This window comes from Dactylosporangium sp. NPDC049742, from assembly GCF_040674675.1.
GTDB classification, from domain to species: Bacteria; Actinomycetota; Actinomycetes; order Mycobacteriales; family Micromonosporaceae; genus Dactylosporangium; species Dactylosporangium maewongense.
The window spans coordinates 147,372-167,697 of sequence record NZ_JBFANF010000009.1; the positions used below are offsets into that span (position 1 = coordinate 147,372).

At 73.6% G+C, this 20,326-nt stretch carries 23 protein-coding genes; 12 read left to right on the top strand and 11 right to left on the bottom strand.

The features are described 5' to 3' along the window. Positions 1 to 46 precede the first annotated feature (46 nt). Entirely contained in the window at positions 47 to 805 is a 759-nt protein-coding gene (locus tag AB0J72_RS14690) for a helix-turn-helix domain-containing protein (protein ID WP_363398769.1), read from the top strand. Positions 806 to 855: 50 nt separating this feature from the next. On the opposite strand, the gene AB0J72_RS14695 is transcribed toward AB0J72_RS14690, so the two are convergent. Next, positions 856 to 4,398 (bottom strand): fibronectin type III domain-containing protein, encoded by a 3,543-nt coding sequence (locus AB0J72_RS14695; RefSeq protein WP_363398771.1) that lies wholly within the window; start codon positions 4,396 to 4,398, stop codon positions 856 to 858. 221 nt (positions 4,399 to 4,619) lie between these two features. Here AB0J72_RS14695 and AB0J72_RS14700 point away from each other — a divergent pair, with 221 nt between their 5' ends. Further along, the gene (locus AB0J72_RS14700; protein ID WP_363398773.1) at positions 4,620 to 5,870 is read left to right on the top strand and encodes a hypothetical protein; all 1,251 of its coding nucleotides are present in this window, start codon (positions 4,620 to 4,622) and stop codon (positions 5,868 to 5,870) included. Here AB0J72_RS14700 and AB0J72_RS14705 read toward each other — a convergent pair. Continuing rightward, the gene (locus tag AB0J72_RS14705; protein ID WP_363398775.1) at positions 5,867 to 6,445 is read right to left on the bottom strand and encodes a TetR/AcrR family transcriptional regulator; all 579 of its coding nucleotides are present in this window, start codon (positions 6,443 to 6,445) and stop codon (positions 5,867 to 5,869) included. The genes AB0J72_RS14700 and AB0J72_RS14705 overlap by 4 nt on opposite strands. 45 nt (positions 6,446 to 6,490) lie before the next feature. On the opposite strand from AB0J72_RS14705, the gene AB0J72_RS14710 reads away from it, so the two are divergent. Both AB0J72_RS14710 and AB0J72_RS14715 read left to right on the top strand, forming a co-directional pair. Then, positions 6,491 to 6,952, top strand: coding sequence for a GNAT family N-acetyltransferase (locus AB0J72_RS14710; protein WP_363398777.1), 462 nt, complete (start codon positions 6,491 to 6,493; stop codon positions 6,950 to 6,952). A gap of 195 nt (positions 6,953 to 7,147) precedes the next feature. Continuing rightward, complete coding sequence (locus AB0J72_RS14715; protein WP_363398779.1) at positions 7,148 to 7,543, top strand: hypothetical protein; 396 nt, start codon at positions 7,148 to 7,150, stop codon at positions 7,541 to 7,543. Between the two features lie 113 nt (positions 7,544 to 7,656). Here the strand turns inward: AB0J72_RS14715 and AB0J72_RS14720 are convergent, their stop codons facing one another. Further along, on the bottom strand, positions 7,657 to 8,907 hold the full coding sequence (locus AB0J72_RS14720) for a hypothetical protein (RefSeq protein WP_344502618.1): 1,251 nt from the start codon (positions 8,905 to 8,907) through the stop codon (positions 7,657 to 7,659). A gap of 116 nt (positions 8,908 to 9,023) precedes the next feature. Further along, on the bottom strand, positions 9,024 to 9,482 hold the full coding sequence (locus tag AB0J72_RS14725; RefSeq protein ID WP_363398781.1) for a DUF1203 domain-containing protein: 459 nt from the start codon (positions 9,480 to 9,482) through the stop codon (positions 9,024 to 9,026). Positions 9,483 to 9,579: 97 nt separating this feature from the next. Here AB0J72_RS14725 and AB0J72_RS14730 point away from each other — a divergent pair, with 97 nt between their 5' ends. Continuing rightward, on the top strand, positions 9,580 to 10,020 hold the full coding sequence (locus AB0J72_RS14730) for a maleylpyruvate isomerase N-terminal domain-containing protein (protein ID WP_363398783.1): 441 nt from the start codon (positions 9,580 to 9,582) through the stop codon (positions 10,018 to 10,020). A gap of 62 nt (positions 10,021 to 10,082) precedes the next feature. Here the strand turns inward: AB0J72_RS14730 and AB0J72_RS14735 are convergent, their stop codons facing one another. From AB0J72_RS14735 to AB0J72_RS14750, 4 genes are all read right to left on the bottom strand, one after another. Beyond that, complete coding sequence (locus tag AB0J72_RS14735; protein WP_363398785.1) at positions 10,083 to 10,547, bottom strand: SRPBCC family protein; 465 nt, start codon at positions 10,545 to 10,547, stop codon at positions 10,083 to 10,085. 73 nt (positions 10,548 to 10,620) lie between these two features. Then, positions 10,621 to 11,382, bottom strand: a complete 762-nt coding sequence (locus tag AB0J72_RS14740) for an SDR family NAD(P)-dependent oxidoreductase (protein WP_363398787.1) — start codon at positions 11,380 to 11,382, stop codon at positions 10,621 to 10,623. A gap of 20 nt (positions 11,383 to 11,402) precedes the next feature. Then, entirely contained in the window at positions 11,403 to 12,233 is an 831-nt protein-coding gene (locus AB0J72_RS14745) for a helix-turn-helix transcriptional regulator (RefSeq protein ID WP_363398970.1), read from the bottom strand. Positions 12,234 to 12,494: 261 nt separating this feature from the next. Further along, positions 12,495 to 12,737 carry a DUF397 domain-containing protein gene (locus AB0J72_RS14750; protein WP_363398789.1) on the bottom strand — a complete coding sequence of 81 codons (243 nt, stop codon included), beginning with the start codon at positions 12,735 to 12,737 and terminating at the stop codon, positions 12,495 to 12,497. Between the two features lie 203 nt (positions 12,738 to 12,940). Here AB0J72_RS14750 and AB0J72_RS14755 point away from each other — a divergent pair, with 203 nt between their 5' ends. Both AB0J72_RS14755 and AB0J72_RS14760 read left to right on the top strand, forming a co-directional pair. Next, complete coding sequence (locus AB0J72_RS14755; RefSeq protein ID WP_363398791.1) at positions 12,941 to 13,609, top strand: GGDEF domain-containing protein; 669 nt, start codon at positions 12,941 to 12,943, stop codon at positions 13,607 to 13,609. A gap of 15 nt (positions 13,610 to 13,624) precedes the next feature. Further along, positions 13,625 to 13,828, top strand: coding sequence for a hypothetical protein (locus AB0J72_RS14760; RefSeq protein WP_344502625.1), 204 nt, complete (start codon positions 13,625 to 13,627; stop codon positions 13,826 to 13,828). A gap of 288 nt (positions 13,829 to 14,116) precedes the next feature. Here the strand turns inward: AB0J72_RS14760 and AB0J72_RS14765 are convergent, their stop codons facing one another. Beyond that, the gene (locus tag AB0J72_RS14765; RefSeq protein ID WP_363398793.1) at positions 14,117 to 14,872 is read right to left on the bottom strand and encodes an endonuclease/exonuclease/phosphatase family protein; all 756 of its coding nucleotides are present in this window, start codon (positions 14,870 to 14,872) and stop codon (positions 14,117 to 14,119) included. A gap of 17 nt (positions 14,873 to 14,889) precedes the next feature. Between AB0J72_RS14765 and AB0J72_RS14770 the strand changes: the two genes are divergently transcribed. The 3 genes from AB0J72_RS14770 (at position 14,890) to AB0J72_RS14780 (ending at position 18,101) form a co-directional block, all read left to right on the top strand. Then, positions 14,890 to 16,143 carry an ArgE/DapE family deacylase gene (locus tag AB0J72_RS14770; RefSeq protein WP_363398795.1) on the top strand — a complete coding sequence of 418 codons (1,254 nt, stop codon included), beginning with the start codon at positions 14,890 to 14,892 and terminating at the stop codon, positions 16,141 to 16,143. A 129-nt stretch (positions 16,144 to 16,272) separates the two neighbouring features. Continuing rightward, on the top strand, positions 16,273 to 17,712 hold the full coding sequence (locus AB0J72_RS14775) for a cellulose binding domain-containing protein (RefSeq protein WP_363398797.1): 1,440 nt from the start codon (positions 16,273 to 16,275) through the stop codon (positions 17,710 to 17,712). Positions 17,713 to 17,759: 47 nt separating this feature from the next. Then, the gene (locus tag AB0J72_RS14780) at positions 17,760 to 18,101 is read left to right on the top strand and encodes a PadR family transcriptional regulator (RefSeq protein WP_344502630.1); all 342 of its coding nucleotides are present in this window, start codon (positions 17,760 to 17,762) and stop codon (positions 18,099 to 18,101) included. An 89-nt stretch (positions 18,102 to 18,190) separates the two neighbouring features. On the opposite strand, the gene AB0J72_RS14785 is transcribed toward AB0J72_RS14780, so the two are convergent. Then, complete coding sequence (locus tag AB0J72_RS14785) at positions 18,191 to 18,631, bottom strand: MarR family transcriptional regulator (protein ID WP_363398800.1); 441 nt, start codon at positions 18,629 to 18,631, stop codon at positions 18,191 to 18,193. Between the two features lie 92 nt (positions 18,632 to 18,723). On the opposite strand from AB0J72_RS14785, the gene AB0J72_RS14790 reads away from it, so the two are divergent. After that, complete coding sequence (locus AB0J72_RS14790; protein ID WP_363398802.1) at positions 18,724 to 19,095, top strand: cupin domain-containing protein; 372 nt, start codon at positions 18,724 to 18,726, stop codon at positions 19,093 to 19,095. Here AB0J72_RS14790 and AB0J72_RS14795 read toward each other — a convergent pair. Further along, positions 19,047 to 19,856 carry an AraC family transcriptional regulator gene (locus AB0J72_RS14795; protein WP_363398803.1) on the bottom strand — a complete coding sequence of 270 codons (810 nt, stop codon included), beginning with the start codon at positions 19,854 to 19,856 and terminating at the stop codon, positions 19,047 to 19,049. The genes AB0J72_RS14790 and AB0J72_RS14795 overlap by 49 nt on opposite strands. Before the next feature lie 48 nt (positions 19,857 to 19,904). Between AB0J72_RS14795 and AB0J72_RS14800 the strand changes: the two genes are divergently transcribed. Further along, positions 19,905 to 20,324: a DUF2000 domain-containing protein gene (locus AB0J72_RS14800; protein ID WP_363398805.1), complete on the top strand. Its 420-nt coding sequence runs from the start codon at positions 19,905 to 19,907 to the stop codon at positions 20,322 to 20,324. The last annotated feature ends 2 nt before the right edge of the window (positions 20,325 to 20,326 follow it).

Here is a 20,326-nt window from a genome sequence, read left to right on the forward strand (position 1 = left end):
GCGGCACGCGCGGGTCTTGGACAAACGCGACGGCTACCCTTGCGGGGTGCGCGACCCGAGGGAGCTGGGCGGTGCGTGGTCGGCGTTCCAGCGGCACGGCGCCGCGCCGCCGTCGCCGGTCCTGGAGGGGGTCGTCGCCCGGTACTGGTGGGCGACCTGGGACCTGACCGGCCAGCCCGGCTACCGCCAGCTGCTCCCGCCGACGCCGAGCGTGCAGCTGACGTTCCCCACCGGCGGCGAGCCCCTGCTCCGCGGCGTCCACCGGCGCTACTTCACCCGGACGCTGGACGGCGCGGGCGGCGTCCAGGGTGTCGCGTTCGTCCCGGGCGCGTTCCGCCGGTTCCTCGGCGCGCCCGTGAGCTCCCTGACGGGCCGCACCGTCCCCGCCGCGGAGGTCTTCCCGGGCATCCCCGCCGTGCCGCCCGGCGACAGCGCGACCGTCGACGCGTTCCTCGCCGGGGCGCTCCCGCCGCCCGACCCCGCCGGTGACGCGGCCGCCGCATGTGTACGCCACGCCGCCGCCACTCCCGGCCTCCGCCGCGTCGACGATCTGGCCGCCGCGTGCGGGCTGGGCGTACGACACCTGCAACGCCTCTTCGCCGAGCACGTCGGGGTCAGCCCGAAGTGGCTGCTGCGCCGCTTCCGTCTGCAGGAGGTGACTGACGTCCTGGCCGCCGCGCCCGGCGCCCCGGTCGACTGGGCAGGCCTCGCCGCCGACCTCGGGTACGTCGACCAGGCCCACCTCAGCAGGGACTTCGCCGCAATGTTCGGCGAGCCCCCGACGACGTACGCCGCCCGCTACTGACGACTGCCGGCCGGCCCCCGCGAACGGTGACCGGCCGGCAGCTTCCCGGGTCAGCGACGCCGGCGGAACGGCAGCGCGCGCAGCCGCTCGGCGAGCATCTGGCTGCCCGCGGCCCGGCTCGCGGCACCGCCGGCGATCAGCGCGAGCGCGGCGAGGGTCAGGAGCGTGACCGACGGGCCGGTGACGGGCAGGCCGCCACCGCCGCTGCTCGGCGCGGAAACGTCCGCCGGGGCGGCGCCGACCGTGACCGCCAGCTTCAGCACCCGCAGGGTGCCGGACGGGTCGGTGCCCATCGAGACGAACGTGTGCTGGCCGGCCAGGCCGGCCGGCACGGTCACCTGCTTGCTGAACGACCCGTTCTCGTCGGTGAGGGCGGTGCCCAGCGCGGTCGGGCTGGAGTACACCAGCAGCTGCACCCACGTCCGCGGCGCGAACCCGGTGCCGACCAGGGTCGTCGGCTGGCCCGCGCTCGGCAGCGCCGTGCCGGCGCTCGACTTGAGGTCGCCCTCGGTGGCCGTCGGCGGCACGGTCGCCGGGACCGTCACGGGTGCCGCCGGCGTGACCGCGACCGGTGCGCTGGCCGTCACGTCGCCCTCGGCCACGGTCGCGGCCACCGTCACCTGGTAGGTGACCTTGTTGGTCACGCCGGTCAGGGTGTGGCTGGTCGTCGAGCCGCCGGTGACCGTCGCGGTGACCGGCGGGCCCGTCGTGGGGGTCGCCGTCACGGTGTACCCGGTGACCGCGCCGGCCGGCTGGGGCACCGTCCATGTCACGTCGATCGTGGCATCGCCGGGCACGACGGTCACGGCCGGTGCGGTGACCGCCGGCATCGTGACGGACGCCGTGCCGGTCGGTGAGGCGCCCTTGACGTTGACCGCGGCCACCGAGACGGTGTAGCCGGCGCCGGGGATGCCGGCGAACCGGCAGGTGGTGGCGAGCGGCGTCGCGGGCGCGCAGTCCGGCGCGGCCGGGCCGGCACCGCTGGAGCGGGTCACCGTCACCGTGTACGACAGGATCGCCGAGCCGCCGGTCTCCCCCGGGGTCCAGGAGACCCTGACCAGGTCGCCGGCGACCGAGGCGCTGACTGCCGGAGCGGCCGGCACCGCGGCCTCGAGGGTCACCGACGCGGTGCCGCCGACCGAGACGCCGGCGTTGTTCTGCGCCGTGACGGCGACGTCGTAGGTCGCGCCGGGCACGCCCGTGGTGCTGCAGGTGGTGCCGGTCGGGGTCGCGGGCGCGCAGGCCAGCACGGTGGCCGGGGTGCCCTGCCGGGTCACGGTGACCTGGTACGCGCTGATCGGCGCCCCGCCGGTGGCGTTCGGGCTCCAGTTGACCGTGATCGTGGTGCCCGACGACGCGGCGGTCACCGTCGGCGCGGCCGGGGCGACCGCGGCGGCCGTGATGGTGCCGGTGCCGGCGGTGGAGCTGCCGGCGCTGTTCACCGCGACGACCTCGACGTCGTAGGTCTCGCCGGGCGCGCCGGTCGCGGTGCAGCTGACCGGCGGCGTCGGCGCGCCGGCCGGCGGGGTGCAGGTCAGCGACGGTGCCGTCGGGTTGCTCTGCGGCACCAGCGTCACCACGTAGCTGGTGATCGCCGCGCCGCCGTTGAAGTTCGGCGTCCACGCGACGGTGATGACGCTGCCGGAGACGGTGGGCGACACGGTCGGCGCCGACGGGGCCACCGCCGCCACCGTCGCCGTGGCGGTGCCGCCCAGGGAGGTGCCGGCGCTGTTCGTCGCGGTGACGACGACGTCGTACACCGAGCCGGGCGCGCCGGTGGTGCTGCAGGTCGTGCTCGTCGGCGTGGCCGGGGTGCAGGTCAGCACCGTCGCCGGCATGCCCTGCCGGGTGACCGTCGCCTGGTACGCGGTGATCGCCGCGCCGCCGGTGGCGTTCGGGGTCCAGTTGACCGTGATCGTGGTGCCGGACGCGCCGGTGGTGACCGTCGGCGCGGCCGGGGCGACCGCGTCGACCGCGGCGGTGGCGGTGCCGGCGGTGGAGGTGCCGGCGACGTTGACCGCCGAGACCGCGACGTCGTACGTCTGGCCGGGCACGCCGGTCGCGGTGCAGCTGACCGGCGGCGTCGGCGCGCCGAGCGGCGGGGCGCAAGGCAGCGTCGGCGTCAGCGGGGCGCTCTGCGGCACCAGCGTCACCACGTAGCTGGTGATCGCCGCGCCGCCGTTGCTGCCCGGCGTCCAGTTGACGGTGATCGCGCTGCCGGTGACCGACGTCGTCACGGCCGGCGCCGCGGGCGCGCTGGCGAGGACCGCCGTGGTGGTGCCCGCCGTGGACGGGCCGGTGGAGTTGTAGCTGCGGACCTCGACCGAGTACGTGGCGCCCACGACGCCGGTGAACGTGCACGACGATCCGCTCACCCAACCGGGTGGGTTGGCGAGCTCGACCGCTGGCGGGGCGTTGCACGCCACGGGGACCGGGCTCCCGCCGTCGGTCCGGTTGACCAGGACGGTGTGCCCGATGATCCCGGTGACGCCGAGCTGCTCGGCCCAGGTGACCGTGACGGTGGTGCCGCTGACCGTGGCCTGCGCGGTCGGCGCGGCGGGCACCGGCGGGACGGTGACCGTGGTGGTCTGGTAGGTCGACCAGCCGACGCTGTTGTGGGCCCGGACCTTGACCTGATAGGACGTGCCGGCCTCCCCGGCGATGGTGCAGGAGTTGGCGGTGGCCACGGTGCACGGCACCGTCACCACCGGGTTGCTGCCGGAGACCGTGGCGACCGTCTCGTAGTCGTCGATGCCGGTCTCGCCGCTGGCGGGCTGGTAGCTGATCGTGATGGTCGTGCCGGTCCGGGAGGACGACACCTGCGGCACGCCGGCCGCGGTCAGCAGCTTCGCCAGCCAGATGGCGCTGGCCCGGTACGAGCCGCCCACGTACGCGTACACGAGCACCTGGTTGACCCCGGGGAAGATCAGGTTGGAGAACGTGCACGGGCTGGTCGTGCAGCTGAGGATGCCGTTGCCGTTGACGCTCACCAGGTACTCCGTGGCGCCCGGGACCGAGGTCCAGGCCACCGTGAACGTCGTCGTGGTCTCGACGATCGAGGTGATGGTCGGTGACAACGGCGCGCCGACCCCGCCGGGGCTCGGCGTCGCCTCGACGGTCGCCGTCCCCGGGGGTGTCAGGCTGCCCTTGCCGTGCCAGGGTGCGGGCGGCGGCGGTGGCGGCTTCAGCGCCGGGGAAGCCGGCCGGGCGTGCGTCGAGAGCGTCCGCGCGAACCCGCGGACGGTCTTGCCGTAGGCGGAGGAGCTGGCCGCGGCCGAGCCTGACCGCACCGTCGCGGCCGGGCTGCCGGCACCGGCCGACGTGCTGGGGTGCCCCTTGCCAGCCTTGTCGTCGGTCTTGCCGGCCTTGCCGTCGGTCTTGCCGTTCGTCTTGTCGCCGGCCTTGGTGCTGGCCTTGTCGCTCGCCTTGGCGCTCGCCTTGGCGCTGCCGGACCGGCCGGCGGCCGGCTTGCCGGTGGGCTCGCCGGTGGCGGGCCTGGCGTCCCGGGCCTCGGTGGTGGCCCGCGGCGACGGGCCGCGCCCGGTGCCGGGGTCCGCCGCGGCGGGCGCGGACAGCCCGATCAGTGCCAGCAATGACGCGACGGCGCATGCCGCCGCCAATCGATGCGATCGGAAGTTCCTTGGCGACATCATGCCCCTGGTCCCTGGTGCGCGTGATTGATCCACTCCAGCGGGACGCTATGGCACTTGACCGACAAAGTGGGTATTTCTCAAAAATCAGACGAATCTGCACCCCACCCGGTGGCCATTGACCGGCCGGCGCCGCCGGACGGCCCACGTGTACAACAGACGCCATGGACGCGAAGCGGGCGCAGGGGATCGGGTTCGCCGCGGCGATGGGTGCGCTGGCCGGCGCGGCCCTCGGGGCGCACCGCGGGCCGCGCGGCGCGGTCGCGGGGGCGGTGCTGGGCGCCGGCGCCCTGGCGGGCGTCGACGCGCTCGCGCGGGCCCGGCAGCGGCCGGGCGAGATTCCCGCGGTGTGGTCGCGGGTCGCGGCCAGCGGCGCGATCGCGGCGCCGGTCGGGTGGGCCGCAGGCAAGGCCGGCGCGAGCCCGCTCGCGGTGGGCGTGGCGAGCGGCGCGGTCGCCGGGGCGATGGGGATCAGGCCGCACAAGGTGGCGCTCGGGCCGGTGGTCGGGCTCGCCGTCGGCGCGGCGCTGCACGACCGGCCGCCGGCGCAGGTCGCCGCGGCGAGCGTCGTGGCGTTCCGGACGGTGTCGCAGCTGGTGTTCCGGGATCCGCAGGTCAGCCTCCTCGCGGAGCGGGTGCCGGCGGAGCGGCTGCCGTTCGTCGTGCCCCTCGAGGCGCGGACCAGGTATGTGGGCACCGGTTACGTGCGGGCGCTCGCCGAGGCGACCGGCGGCACGTACCAGGAAGCGGCGCCGGACGTCGGCATCGTCGCCGACCTCGACGTCCTCGCGGGGCCCGGCTTCGACCCGGGGGCGGTGCCGCCGCTCGTGCGGGAGTTCTACGAGCACACGACCCGGTTCACGCTCGACATCGTGCCCCGCTGGCGGGCGTGGGTGCGGCCCGGGTATCTGCTGTACCGCAACCTCGTCGCCCGGCCGCTCGGGCAGGCGAACGTGCCGATGAACCAGCGGGAGGCGCTGCGCGGGGTCCGCAGCCGCATCGACACCGTCACCGCCGGCGACGGCCTGCAGACCCGCGGCTGGATCCGCAGCTACGCCGACACCGACGAGCCGATCTACGTCGGCATCTACACGACGTACCGGCACGAGGGCCGCGGCTATGTCAGCGTCGGCTTCCCGTTGCCGCAGGCGAACTTCACCGCGACGCTCGCGCCGCGGCAGCGCGAGCACGGGCTGATCCTCACCAGCTCCGCGCACGACGGGCAGACCGGGCACTACCTGAGCCACGTCGACGCGCAGACGCGCGAGCTGACGACCCTGGCGGTGAACGGCTTCGCCGAGGAGCTCGACGTGTACGTCGAGAACGGTGAGCTGCGGGCCGTGCACGCGTTCGCGGTGTTCGGGCTGCCGTTCCTGCGCCTGGAGTACACGATCCGCCGGAAGAGCCCGCGCTAGCCCCGCCCGCCGGACCCTTCCGCCAGGCCGAAGGCTTCGAGCGCGGAGTCCAGCATCGCCTCCTGTACCGCCGGCGGATAGGCCGACGGGTCGGCCGCCGCGAACGCCGCCGCGCCCTCCACCATGGCGATGAGCGCGACGGTGACGGTCGCCGGGTCCTGCGGCGGGCCGCACGCCTCGACGAGCCGGCCGACCCTCGTCCGCCACGCCCGGCTGTTGACCCGGTGCAGGTCGGTCAGCTCCTCGTCGGCGACGGCCGCGGCGAGGAACCCGAGCCAGACGGTGCTCTCCGCGACCGTCTGCGGGTCGAGGGCGAGCCCCTGGTGCAGGATCGCGCGCAGCGCGGCCCGCGGCGAGGCCGCGGCGGCCTCCAGAGTCTCGACGCGGGCCTTGGTCGTCTCGTGCAGCAGCTGCCGGGCGTGCCGCAGCAGCGCCCGCCGGTTGGGGAACCGGTGCATGACGAGGCCGGTCGTGCAGCCCGCGGCGGCGGCCACGGCCCGGATCGTCAGCCGCTCCAGGCCCTGCTCCGCGAGGACGTCCCAGACCGCCTTCGACAGCCGCTCCTCGTGTGGCACGCGTCGCACTCCATCCGTCTCGTAACAACTGTTACGGTACCAGCCATGACCGACTGGATCATCGAGGAGCGGGCCTGGGACGACCCGGACGGGGCCGCCCTGCGTGCCGCGCAGCGGGCCGAGCTCGACGCCCGCTACGGCAGCGACGACCACGAGCCGGGCGGCCCGCCGTCCGGCGACGACATCGACCTGTTCCTGGTGGCGACGGCCGGCGGCGGCCCGGTCGGCTGCGGGGCGCTGCGGCACCTCGACGCGACCTCCGCCGAGGTCAAGCGGATGTACGTGGTCCCCGACGCCCGCGGCACCGGCGTCGCGACCGCGATCCTGCGCGGCCTGGAGGACGCCGCCGTGGCCCGCGGCTGGACGACGCTGCGCCTGGAGACCGGCACCGAGCAGCCCGACGCCCAGCGCTTCTACCGGCGCGAGGGCTACCACGAGATCCCGCTCTTCGGCGTCTACGCAGGCTCCACCCTGTCCGTCTGCTACGAACGCGCCCTGCGCCGGTAGCGTCCCCGCCACGGCACACCGCATCGGCGCCGTCGTCAGCATCAACGCCTCGATCATGGTCGTCGCCGGCGACGCCACGGTCGCCGCCGGCTGGCGGGGCGCGGACGGCGACGACTGGCAGCGGTGCTTCGACGCCCTGCACCGCGGCGACGGCACGCCGGCCGCGGAGGTCACCTGCGCCGGGGCCGGCTCACGGTGTTCGGCATCGACATGGGCGGCTGGGTGTGGGTGCACCGGCTGGGCGACGGCACCCTCGCGCTGACCGAGGTGGCGTACGCGACCGGCGACAGCGACGACGCGCCCGCCGACGACCCGGCGTTCGGAGGGTTCGTGGCCGGCCCGCCGGACCCCGCCGCCGTCGACGCGGGCGTGGTGGACTGCCCCAGCGGCGCCCTGGCGATCCTGCCGGCGCCGGCGTCCGGCGAGGCGGTCCCGGGCGTCCTCGCGATCGGCGGCGGTGAGTTCTCCGGCGGCGCCGAGACCGGGCTCGTCGTGACCGGCGTGCCGGCGCGGCTCAGGCTGTGGATCGAGGAGCCGGTCGAGGCGGCGTGGGGCCGCGCCGCCCGCGCGCTCCTGGTCCGCGAGCCCTGAGCCCGGACCACCAACACCAGGCCGAAGCCCCGAGCCCGAAGCCGGAGGCCGGAAGCACCAGACAAGGCCCGGGCGCCCCTTGCCGTTCGGGGTGGCAAGGGGCGCCCGGTGGGTCAGGCCGTGACGATCGTGCCGTCGGGTTTGCGGGTGCAGGTGACGGTGCGGGCGGTGGCCGTGGCGGCGCCGGTGAGGCACTTGCCGAGGACGGCGTGGCCGGCGGCGCTGGGGTGCCACGACTCCTGGCAGGTCTGGAAGTACGTGACGCAGGTGTTCGCGATCCGCTGGATGGCGATCTTGTCCTTGCCGGCGAGGCTGGTCACGAACACGCCCGAGGCGCCGTCCTGCAGGCGGATCGGGGTGGCCAGGGCGTTGCCGGGGCTGCCGGAGCGCTCGCAGAGCCGCGCGCCGTCGAAGGCGTGCTGCACGTCGAGGTAGACCAGGTCGTCGCCGGGGAACTCGGCGGCGAGGGTGTCCCGGGTCGTGCGCACGATCGTGCCGAGGCCCTGCGAGAAGCCGTGCCCGGGCGCGAGGCTGGCCCGGTGGATCGGGCAGCCGGCGGCGTACCGCTCGGCGCCGAGGTCGCGGAACTTGTCCCGGTCGTCCTGCCGGCCGTCCTCCTCCCAGTAGGTCTGGTCGAGGTCCAGCGGCAGCGGGTTCGTGTAGTCCTGGAACACCACCCGGTGCTGCCCGTCCGCGTCGATCTGGTCGAGGGTGGCGATGATCTGCCGGGCGGCGGCGATCGTCTCGGCGGTCGCCGCCTGGACCTGCGCCGCGGTCGCCAGGTCGGCGGCCGTGCACGGCTCCTGCTCGACCGGGCCGTTCAGGTAGGCCCAGAACTCCCACCAGCCGGTCCACGCGTCGGCGATGAACCGGTTCGCGCACTTCTCGGCCACGTCGCCGAACGTGAACGAGCTGTTGTTGGAGCCGAGCCCGATCAGCACCAGGTCGATGTCGTGGGTCTGCGCGACGGCCCGGAGCTGGTCGAGCTGCGCGGCGACGGAGCGGCCCTTGTCGCGGGCGCCGGACGGGTTGGCGATGTCGTGCGGGCGGCCGCCGGAGCACGCCAGGTTGAAGCGGGCCTGGATGCCGGGCAGCGCCGCCTGGTTGAGCGACGCGTTGGCGGAGCGGTGGCAGAAGAAGGCGTTGGTGTTGGGCGCCGACCAGCCGGGGAACGGCTGCGCGACGCCGTTGACGTCGACGACCGGCTGGTAGCTGCCGGCGCCCTCCCCGCTGATGAAGCTGTCGCCGAGGGCGACGGCGGCGGTCGGCAGGGCGGCCGCGGCGGGCAGCGCCGGCACGACCGCCGCGCCGGCGGAGACCAGCACGCCCGCCACGACGAGCGCGGTACGACGGAACACGGACACGGCGGTTTCCTCGATCCCATCGAATGTGAGAAATCCTCTGGGTCGGGATCAGATCACGACGTGCGCATGCTCGTCAATGTTTCCGCGCGATTTCCCGATAAAACCAGTCGGGTAAGTCAGGTTGACCGCGTGACCGTGAACATGAAGCAGCCGTAGGCGACGTTGCGGGAGTCCACCCGTACCACCGCCGCATCCGACAACACGTCGGCGATGACGCCCTCCGGGTCCTTGCCGTCGTGGACCCGGGTCGCGGGATGGATCCATCCGCGCGCGTCATAGGCCCGCAGCACCTGCGACCGGTCGCGCCAGCCCTCCGGGTAGCCGGTCCCGGCGGGCCCGTCGCACCGCCGCGCGTGGGCGAAGACGGCGCCGATCTCGCGGTACGGGCTCGCCGGCAGCACCGGTTCGAACCCGAACAGCATCAGCCGCTCCCCCGCCACCGCGTCGCGCAGGCAGCACCGCAGCGGCTCGCCCCCGCTCGCGTCCTGCTCCACGACGGGATTGCCGGAGACGTCGATTCCCTTGCCCCGCACCGATTCCAGGATCGCGGGGTCGATCGCGTGCACTGTGAACATGCCCCGATCCTGTCCCACACAAGGGGTCCGGGGCTGGCGGGAATCGGCCGTCGCGCTCGCCGTGCGGACCCGCACCGGCGCCCTTACCGTTGCAGGAGTGGAACGCGTACCCCTCGACGAGAACGCCGCCACGCGGCAACGCCTGACCGCCCTCATCGACTCCCTCGGCGACGACGACCTCGCCCGGCCGGTGACCCCCAGCTGGAGCGTCGCCACCGTGCTCGCCCAGCTCGCGTTCTGGGACCGCTGGGCGCAGACCCTGGTGCGGCGCTGGCGCTCCGGCGAGCTCCCGCCGCCGAGCGTGCCGCCGTGGTACGACGACGCGCTCAACCACACCCTCCTGCCGACGTGGCAGGCGCTCCCCGGGCGCGAGGCGGCGCAGATCGCCCGCGCCGCCGCCGAGGCCGCCGACCGCGAGATCGAGAAGGCCGAGACCCCGGTCGTCGCCGGCATCCTCGCCTCCGGCCAGGCCAACCTCCTGGACCGCGCGAGCCCCCGCAACGACGCCCTGGACCGGATCGAGCGCGCGCTGCGCTGAGCGGGCACGGGAAGGGGGCGCCGCGAGAAGCGGCGCCCCCGGAGACCTGTGACGAGACGGGCTTACAGGCCCGGGCGCGGGAGGTCGCCCCGCCACTGGCCGGTCTCGGCACCGTGCTCCTCGACGTACTTCTTGAAGCGCTTCGCGTCGGCCTTCACCTGCAGGTCGTCGACGCCGACCGCGGCGCCGGCCTTCTCCACGACACCCTCGGGCTGCCAGTCGAGCTGGACGGTCACGCGGGTGTCCCGGTCGCCGAGGCGGTGGAAGGTGACGACACCGGCGTGCTCGGTGTCGCCGCCGACGCTCCTCCAGGCGATCCGCTCGTCGGGGTGCTGCTCGGTGATCTCGGCGTCGAACTCGCGCCGGACGCCGCCGACCTTCGTCACCCAGTGGGTACGGCGGTCGTCGACCTGCCTGATCGACTCGACGCCGCTCATGAACTGCGGGAAGGACTCGAACTGCGTCCACTGGTTGTACGCGGTGCGCACCGGCACGTGGACGTCGATGGTTTCGGTCACGCCACTCATTCGTTCCTCCGAAGAACTCGTGATTGTCGCGTTCGCCCATCTCGTGCCCGCCCCTGAGGAGCGCAAACGGGATTCAGGCCTGTTGTTGCGTGGGTCGCACCAGCAGCTCGTTGACCGCGACGTGCCGGGGCCGGGTGACGATGTAGGTGATCGTGTCGGCGATGTCCTCGGCCTCGAGGCGCTGCATGTCGGCGAAGCGCTGGTTGAGGCCCTCCAGGATCTCGGGGCGGTTGTGGCCGGCGAGCTCGGTGGCGACGGCCCCCGGCTCGACCAGCGACACGCGGACGTAGCGGCCGGTGACCTCCTGGCGGAGCGCCTCGCTGAAGGCGCCCACGGCGTGCTTGGTGGCGTTGTAGACGCCGCTGCCGTTACGGGCGACCCGCCCCGCGACCGAGCTGACGTTGACCATGTCGGCGACCCGGCGCGGACCGTCGGCCGCCGCGGCGAGCAGGTGCGGGAGCGCGGCGTGGGCGCAGTACATGAGCCCCATGACGTTGACGGAGACCATGCGCTGCCACTCCTCGACGGGCGCGTCGACCACGGGCCCGAGCAGCATCACACCGGCGTTGTTCACGAGCGTGTCCAGGCGACCGAGCTCGCTCACCGTCTGGTGTACCGCGGCGACGGCGGCCGACTGCTCGGTGACGTCCGCCTCGACGACCAGGGCGGTGCCACCGTCGGCGCGGATGCGCTCCGCGAGGGTGGCGAGCCGGTCGGCCCGGCGGGCGGCGAGCGCGACGGCCGCGCCGCGGGAGGCCAGCGAGAGGGCGGCCGCCTCACCGATCCCGCTGGAGGCGCCGGTGACCAGCGCAACAGTTCCTGACAAAGATCCCATACAGGGGAAATTACCCCCTGCTACGCCTCCAGATCGCGCCGGATCTCCTCGAGGACCTTCTGCGTCTCCGTCGGCGGGCGGGCCTCGACGCACAGCCGCTCCATCGCCTCGGCGTACAGGTCGACGTCGTCGCGCTTGTCGAGGTAGAGGGCGCTGGTGAGCTGCTCGATGTAGACGACGTCGGGCAGGTCCTGGTCGGGGAAGCGCAGGATGGTGAACGCGCCGCCGGCCGCGGCGTGGCCGCCCGCGTTGAACGGGATGACCTGCAGCCGCACGTTGGGCAGCGTGTTGGCCTCCAGGAGCGCGTCGACCTGGCCGCGCATGACGTGGATGCCGCCGATCGGACGGCGCAGCGCGGCCTCGTCGACGACGACCCACAGCTTGGGCGCGTCGGCACGGGTGAGGACCTGCTGGCGGGCCATCCGCAGCTCGACCCGGCGGTCGATCTCGTCGGCCTTGGCGCGGCCGTGGCCGAGCAGGACGACGGCCCGCGCGTACTCCTTGGTCTGCAGCAGGCCCGGCACGAACTGGACCTCGTACGTGCGGATGAGGGCCGCGGCGGCCTCGAGCCCGAGGTAGGACTGGAACCAGTTGGGCAGCACGTCGCCGAAGCGGTGCCACCAGCCGGGGTTGTTGGCGTCGCGGGCGAGGGCGAGCAGCCGGGTGCGCTCCTCGTCGTCGTCGAGCCCGTACAGGGTGAGCAGGTCGGCGACGTCGCGCTCCTTGAAGCCGACACGGCCGAGCTCCATCCGGCTGATCTTCGACTCCGACGAGCGGATCTCCCAGCCGGCGTCCTCGCGGGTCACGCCCTGCGCCTCACGGAGCCGGCGCAGATGGGCGCCCAGCAGCATCCGGAGGACCGTGGGGCCTCCGGCCGCGCCGCCTTCCGGTGTTCCGGTCGTCACCTACTGCCTCCGAGTCCTGGACGCTGCCCTGTCACCCACTGTCCCCGCGGCGATCCGTTCCTGAGCGGTCCGTCCTGGCGAACCGTCCCATGGTGGAGCCGTCCCGTGGGCGAGCCGGAGTAAGCATGCCATGACCCGACAGTAAGCGGGAGTGGGCTCGCATCGATCGGCGGTATCTCCAGCGAGCCCGCCCCTGCCGTCACATCCTCAGCCGTCCAGCAGGTTGTCGAAGTCGCCGTCGCGGGCGCCGGCGATGAAGGCGGCGATCTCGTCGTAGGTGTAGATGAGCGCGGGCCCGTGCGGGTCGCGCGAGTTTCGCATCGCGAAGCCAGTCCCGCCGGGCAGCGGGGCCAGCTCGACGCAGTTGCCACTGGGGTTGCTACGGCGGCTCTTCTGCCAGGTGACGCCCGGCAGGTCGCCGGCCGGCATCCCGTTGTACGTCTGTTCCATGGACATCTCTCTGCAACATGTAGTTGAAAGTTTGCCGAGAATCGGCGTCTGCACGTGCATCGGCTCTTGCGTATGCAGCCGATAACGCGCATGCTAGCGCATGTGCGAATGTGCGGGGACGCTCACAATTTGTGACCAGAACCGGACGTTCGCGCCCAAATGATCGGGTGGCTTCCCCAGCTACGATCTTGGAGGACGCGCGCATGGACCCTCTCGCCTTCCTGGCCGGTGCGGCCGTGGCGGCCGGAGCGTGCGCGGTGTGGGTGTCCCAGCGCCGGGTGACCCGCCTGCGACGGCAGCTGACCGCGGAGCGCCACGCCGCCTGCCATGACCCGCTGACCGGCCTGCCCAACCGCCGGGCCTTCTACTCGCGGGGCGCCGAGCTCGTCGGCGACCTGCACGCGCACCCCCTGGTCGCGGTCGTGCTCGACGTCGACGGGTTCAAGCAGATCAACGACGTCTACGGGCACTCAGCCGGCGACGAGGTCCTGGTCACCATCGGGCACCGCTTCGCCTCGTGCGCGGGCGAGGGCCCGCGGCGCGGCATCGTGGCCCGGCTCGGCGGCGACGAGTTCGCCGGCCTCATCCCCGAACGCGACGGGGAGCCCGACGAGCAGGCCGCCCGGCTCGCCGACATACTCGCCGCCCCGATGCGGCTCGGCGGTCAGGTCGTGTCGGTCAGCACGTCGGTCGGGCTGGTCCCGGTCGAGCCCAGCGCGCACCTCGCCGATGCCGTGCACCGGGCCGACGCCGCCATGTACCGCGCCAAACGCCACACCCAGCGCCGCCGGACCCCCCTGGTGACGCACCAGCACGTCCTGCACACCTCGCTCCGTTGTGAGCTGCCCACCCACCCCACATCGGCGACCTGACAAGGACCCCCCGCGATGGACCTCAAAGAGCTCGTCCGCCAGCGCCGCCGCCACCAGCCCCGTCCGAAGAGCTGGCTGGCCGCCAAACTCCACCGTGCGGAGCAGTGCCGCGACTGCCACCAGCCCTGGCCGTGCGACCAGTACGTCGCCGCCCGCAACTCGGTCCTCGTCTACGCCCTGCGACGCCTCGAGCTCGCCCGGCCCGGGAGTCTGGGGTGACAATCGCGCACATCCCGGCCCGGCCGACCTGGCTGTGCACGGGATGTCGCGAGCCGTGGCCGTGCCAGGCAAAGCGCGACCAGCTCGTCGCGGAGCACGGCGACAGCCCCGCCGCGCTGCGCACGATGATGGCGCTTCGGGTCGCCGACGCCGCCGAGGACCTGCGCCAGCTGGGCGCCGACCAGCTGTGGACGCGCTTCCTGGGCTGGCTGCCCGCGCCCGGTCAGGGGCCCGTGATCCGCTGGGTCGCGAACCCGCCGCTCGGCGGGCACCGCAGACCGGCGCCGGTCAAGGAGCAGATCGACCCGCGGGGTCCGTCGCGCACGTCGCCAGCACCGGAAAATGGTCCGACGCGGTCGCAGTCCCGCCGCCGGTCACCACACGGCACGTCGTGAAGTCCCCGGCGGCCGCCGGCGACGCCAGGATGTAGTCCAGCCGCGCCCGCGTGAACTCCTCGCCGCCGAGCGCCGTCGGCACCGTCCAGCCCGGCCCCTCGCCGACCGCCTGGAACACGTCGACCAGGCCGCGGCGGGCCAGCAGCGCCATCGCCCGCGTGTCCACCCCGCCCCGCCCGAACCAGGTGCGGTGCCGCGGCCGGACGTCGCCCGGCGGGCCGGACGACGGGGACAGCGAGTTGAAGTCGCCCATCAGCACGACCCGCTCCCGCCGCCCGGCGAAGGCCGCGAGCAGCCGGGCCTCGTACAGGCGGATCCTGCCCCAATAGGGGAACAGGTGCGCGCTGACCACGGTCAGCGGACCCGCCGCCGTGTCGAGCTCCACCCAGGCCGCCCCGTGATGGAAGCTTCCCGGCACCGCGCCGTGGCGCAGGACCCGCAGGCGCGGCGCGACCAGCAGCCCGACCGGCTGCCCGGTCCGCGGCGGCGCCACGTGCAGGCGCATCCCGGTGCGCGCCGCCAGGGGCGGGTCGCCGCGCAGCTCCTGCACCGCGGCGACGTCGGGCGCCGCGGCATCGATGACCTCGCACACGGCGTCCAGCCGACCGCCGCTCGCGCCGGTCAGGATGTTGTACGACAGCAGCGTCAACGACATACATTGCCCGGATGGACGTCCACAACGCTCTCCTCAGCTCCCGCGACGAGACCATCCGCACGCTCGTCGACCTGGTCCGCGTACCCAGTGTGGGGGGCACCCAAGCGGAGGGGGAGATCGTGCGCCACGTCGCCGGCCTGCTCGCGGCGGAGGGGGTCGAGACCGACCTGTGGCAGATCCCCGTCGCCGAGCTCGCCGCCCGCCCCGACTTCCCCGGCATGGAGGTCGAGCGGTCCGAGGCGTGGGGGCTCGTCGCCCGGCTGCCCGGCACCGGCGGCGGCCGCACGCTCATGTTCAACGGGCACCTCGACGTGGTCCCGCCCGGTGACCTGTCGACCTGGTCCGACGACCCGTTCTCCGGGCGGGTCGCCGACGGTCACGTGTACGGCCGCGGCGCCTGCGACATGAAAGGCGGCTTCGCCGCGGCCCTCGCCGCCCTGCTCGCCCTGCACCGCAGCGGCACCCGGCTGCCCGGCGACGTCCTGCTCGCGGCGGTCGTCGGCGAGGAGGACGGGGGCCTGGGCACCTACGCGACCCTCGACCGCGGCTGGCGCGCCGACGCGTGCGTCATCACCGAGCCGACCGCGCTGGACGTCCTGGCCGCCAACGGCGGCGCGCTCACCTTCCGGCTGCGGGTGCCGGGCCTCGCCGCACACGCCTGCGCCCGCACCAGCGGCGTGAGCGCGGTCGAGAAGTTCCAGCTCGTCTTCCCCGTGCTGCGGGCCCTGGAGGCGTCCCGGAACCGGTCGGTCGACCCGATGATGCGCCGGTGGGACATCGCGTACCCCCTGGAGATCGGCACCGTGCGGGCCGGCGACTGGGCGTCGACGGTGCCGGACCTGCTGGTCGCCGAGGGGCGCTTCGGGGTCGCGCTCGACGAGCCGGTCGACGAGGCGCGCGCCGCGTTCGAGCGGACCGTCGCGGAGGCGTGCGCCGCCGACCCGTGGCTGAAGGAGCACCCGGTGACGGTCGAGTGGTGGGGCGGGCAGTTCGCGTCCGGCCGCTGCCCCTCCGGCACAGACCTGGTCCGGCGGGTGCTCGACGCGCACACCTCCACCCACGCCGGCTCCCCGTTCGCCGCCGAGCCGGCGGTCGTGGGCGCGCCGTACGGCTCCGACCTGCGGCTGCTGACGAACATCGGGGGCATCCCGGCGGTGCAGTACGGGCCGGGCGTCGGCTACGGGCACTGCCCCGACGAGAAGGTGTCGATCGAGCAGGTCCACGCGTGCTCGGCCACCCTCGTCAACCTCGCCCTGGCGTTCTGACCGTTCGCGCTCATGGCGCTACATTTCGTGTTGATAGCGCTCCCGTACCGGCGAGGCATTGACCAAGAGTTGTAAAGACTGTTAACTAATCAGCCAGACGGACGCTGCTATGCGGAACGAGGCTGGTCAATGCGGATCTCTCGCACGGTGCTGCCGGCCCTCACCGCTGCCGGCGCCGCGGTCCTGCTGCTCGCGCCCCTGACCGCGGCCGCCGCGGCGGCGTCACTGACGGCGACGTTCGCGCAGACGTCGGTGTGGGGCAGCGGGTACGGCGCCGAGTTCGCCGTCACCAACCGCGGCGACGCGGCGGCGAGCGGCTGGGTGGTCGAGTTCGACCTGCCGGCCGGGTCGGCGGTCAGCAGCTCGTGGGACTCGACCCGCACCAGCACCGGGCAGCACCACCGCTTCGCGAACGCCTCGTGGAACGGTGCCGTGGCCGCCGGCGGGACGGTCCGGTTCGGGTTCAACGTCAGCGGCACCGGGGTGCCGGTCAACTGCACCGTGAACGGCCTGCCGTGTGCGGGCGGTCCGGCGCCTTCCTCGCCTCCGTCCACTCCGCCTTCTTCTCCGCCCTCTTCCCCGCCTTCATCCCCGCCTCCTTCCGGGTCCATTGTGGACGTCTCCACGGCCGCCCAGCTCGAGGCGGCCCTGGCGGGTGCCCGGCCCGGTCAGACGATCCGGCTCGCGCCCGGGGTGTACGACGGGTCGTTCATCGGCACGACGCCCGGCACCGCCGCCGCGCCGATCACCGTCACCGGCCCGCGGACCGCCGTCCTGACCAACCCGGCGAGCGCCGGCAGCGGCCCGTCGTGCCCCGTGCCGACGCCCGGCTGGGACCCCGGCTACGGCTTCTGGCTCGCCGGCGCGCCGTACTGGCGGCTGAGCGGGTTCACCGTCGCGAACGCGAAGAAGGGCGTCGTCGTCGACGACTCCCCGCACGTCACGCTCGACGGCCTGTACGTGCACCACATCGGCGACGAGGGCGTCCACTTCAGACGGTCCTCTTCGGACGGAGTGATCCGCGGCTCGACGATCGAGTACACCGGCACGGCGCAGCCCGCGTACGGCGAGGGCGTCTACCTCGGCTCCGCGAACTCGAACTGGGCCTGCCACGGCAACACCGGCGGCGTGGACCGCTCCGACCGGGTGCAGGTGCTCGACAACCACATCGGCCCGTACGTGGCCGCGGAGCACATCGACGTCAAGGAAGGCACCGTCGACGGGGTGATCCGGGGCAACACGTTCGACGGGCGGGGCATCGCGGGGCAGAACTCCGCCGACTCGTGGGTCGACGTGAAGGGCACCGGCTACCTGATCCAGGGCAACACCGGCACGTTCGCGGCGCCCGGCACGTTCGCCAACGGGTACGAGACCCACAACCCGGTCGCCGGATCCGGCTGTGGCAACGTGTGGCGGGACAACAGGTCCGACCTCGGCGGCGCGGGCCGTTACGCGATCAACGTGACGTCGACCTCGAAGTGCGCCGGAAACCTCAACGTGGTCTACTCCTCCAACAGCGTCACCAACGCCACCGGAGGATTGACGAACATCTCCGTCACGAGCGGATGACCGATCGGTCGATGGCATATATCGATGAGCTGAATATAGTGATGGGCATGACTGGCGTACCATTACGTGAACCGACGTTCCTCGTGCTGACCGCGCTCGCGGCGGAGCCGCAGCACGGCTACAGCGTCCTGGAGGACGTGCGGCGCATCTCCGACGACCGCGTCCGCCTCCAGGCCGGCACGCTCTACGGCATCCTCGACCGGCTCCGGGTGGACGGCCTCATCGAGGTCGACCGGGAGGAGGTCGTCGCGTCCCGGCTGCGCCGCTACTACCGGCTCACCGTCCCCGGCCGAGACCTGCTCAGCGCCGAGACCGACCGGCTGCACCGCAACGCCGCCGCCGCCGACCGGCGCCTCCGCCAGCTCCGCCTGGCCACCGACGCGGCCTGACCTCCACCCCCGCTCCGCTTTGTGGTGATCGAATCGCAGATCTGGTCGCCATGACGACCGGATCCGCTACCTGATCAAGGGCGGGCCGCTCAGGTGGCACTGATCCGCAGGAGCGACTCGCGGAGTCGGGCCAGCTCGTCCGCGCCCAGCAGGGCCGCGAAGTCACCGTCGACCGCCGCCATCGCCGCCGGCGCGTCGGCGAGGAACGCCGTGCCACGGTCGGTCAGCGCCACGATCACCGCCCGCTGGTCATTTGGGTCCGAACGGCTCGACACGTAGCCGCTCGCCTCGAGCTCCTTCACCAGGCGGCCCGCCATCTGCCGGGTCATGCCCGCCTTCGCCGCCAGGTCCGTGATCCTGGTGCCGGCCGGATCCAGGTTCGTGATCACCGGCACGTGCCCGAGGCGGATCTCGCCGTGCCCGCCCGCCTGCAGCTTGGCCAGGGACGCCGCCTGGGCCCGCCGGTGCGCGTGCAGCAGCAGCCGGCCGAGCGGCAGCGCGCGCAGTTCCTCGGACGTGAGATCAGACATACGAAACCCCGTTTACAAAGTACGAAACCTGGTTTAGCTTTTGGGGGCGGCCTTCAAGGAGGCTTTGCAGGCGACCTTCAAGGGGGACAACTATGAGTATCGTCCGTGCGGCCGACGCGCCGCGATTCGAGCTCGACGGATCCAGGTTCACGGTGTTCTCGGGGCCCAGCAACGGGTCCCACCAGGTGTGCGCGTGGCGGCTGACCGTCGCCGCGGGCCACGAGTCGATGCCGCACAGCATCGACCGCGACGAGGTGTTCATGGTGCTGTCGGGGCAGCTGCGGGTCACGCCCGGCGGTGAGGTGCTCGGCGCCGGCGACTCGGTCGTCGTGCCGGCCGGCTCGCCGATCGCCGCCCACAACCCGGGCAGCGAGCCCGCCGAGGTGTACGTCTCGGTCGCCGCGGGGTTCACCGCCTACCGTGTCGACGGCAGCGTGTTCGGCACCCCACCGTGGGCCGCGTAGCGGGCCGGGGTGATCCCGACGTGCCGGACGAAGTGCCGGTGCAGGTGTGACTGGTCGTGAAACCCGACCTCCGCGGCCACGTCCGCGGGGCGGCGGCCGCTGAGCAGCAGCCGGCGGGCCTGCTCGACCCGGCGGCCCACCAGGTACCGGTGCGGCGGCAGGCCGAAGGTCGCGGTGAACGACCGGACCAGGTGCCCCGGGTGGCACCCCAGCAGCGCGGCCGCCTCGACGAGGGTGATCCCCTCCCGGGTCCGCGCGTCGAGCAGCTCCCGCAGCCCGCCCGCGACTCCCCGTGCGGGCGGGCCCGGCCTGGCGGGCCGGCCGAAATGTCCTTGCAGGCGGTCGCGGACCAGGGTCAGCCGGCTCTCCGCCTCCAGCTCCTCACCCGGCGCGTCCAGGGCCAGGTGGAGCTGGTGGATGCGCTGCCGCAGCAGCGGGTCGTCGACGCCGGGACGGTCCACGGCGGCGCCGGCGAGGCCCGCGTCGAGGACGGTCGTGTCGAGGTACAGCACCTGCTTGCGGAACCCGTCGCCGGTCGCGGCCCGCCCGTCGTGCGGCACGTCCGGCGGCAGCAGCGTCACCGACGCGCCGGCCGCGCCGCGGTGGTGGCGGTCCAGGTCGAAGCGGATCGCGCCCTCGTCGACGATGAGCAGCGTCCACGCGTCGTGCACGTGCGGCGGGTACGCGTGGTCCACGAAGTGCGCGTGGAACACCTCGGCGATCCCGGGCACGCTGGGCCGCCACGCGGTGACGAGCTCCATGTGCACAACGTACAAGACCGCCCCGGCCGGCCCGGGCACGCTGACCTCATGACGTCTCCCACGAAGATCGCCGTGCTGCTGCGGGACGACCTGGCGGTCTGGCAGCGCCTCAACGTGACCGCGTTCGTCGTCAGCGGCATCGCCGGCACCGCGCCGCAGCTGCTCGGCGAGGACTACGCCGACGCCGACGGCAACCGGTACCTGCCGATGTTCGGCCAGCCCGTCATGGTCTTCGAGGGCGACGCGACCACCCTCGCCGTGGCCCACCGCAGGGCGCTGGAGCACGCGGAACGGTCGGTCGCGTGTGCAACGTTCACGGAGGAGCTGTTCAAGACCGGCAACGACGAGGACAACCGGGCCGCCGTCCGGGCCGTGCACCAGGCAGATCTCCGGCTCGCCGGGATCGCCGTCCACGGGCCGCGCAACGCCGTCGACAGGATACTGAAAGGTGCGCGCCTGCATCGTTAGGC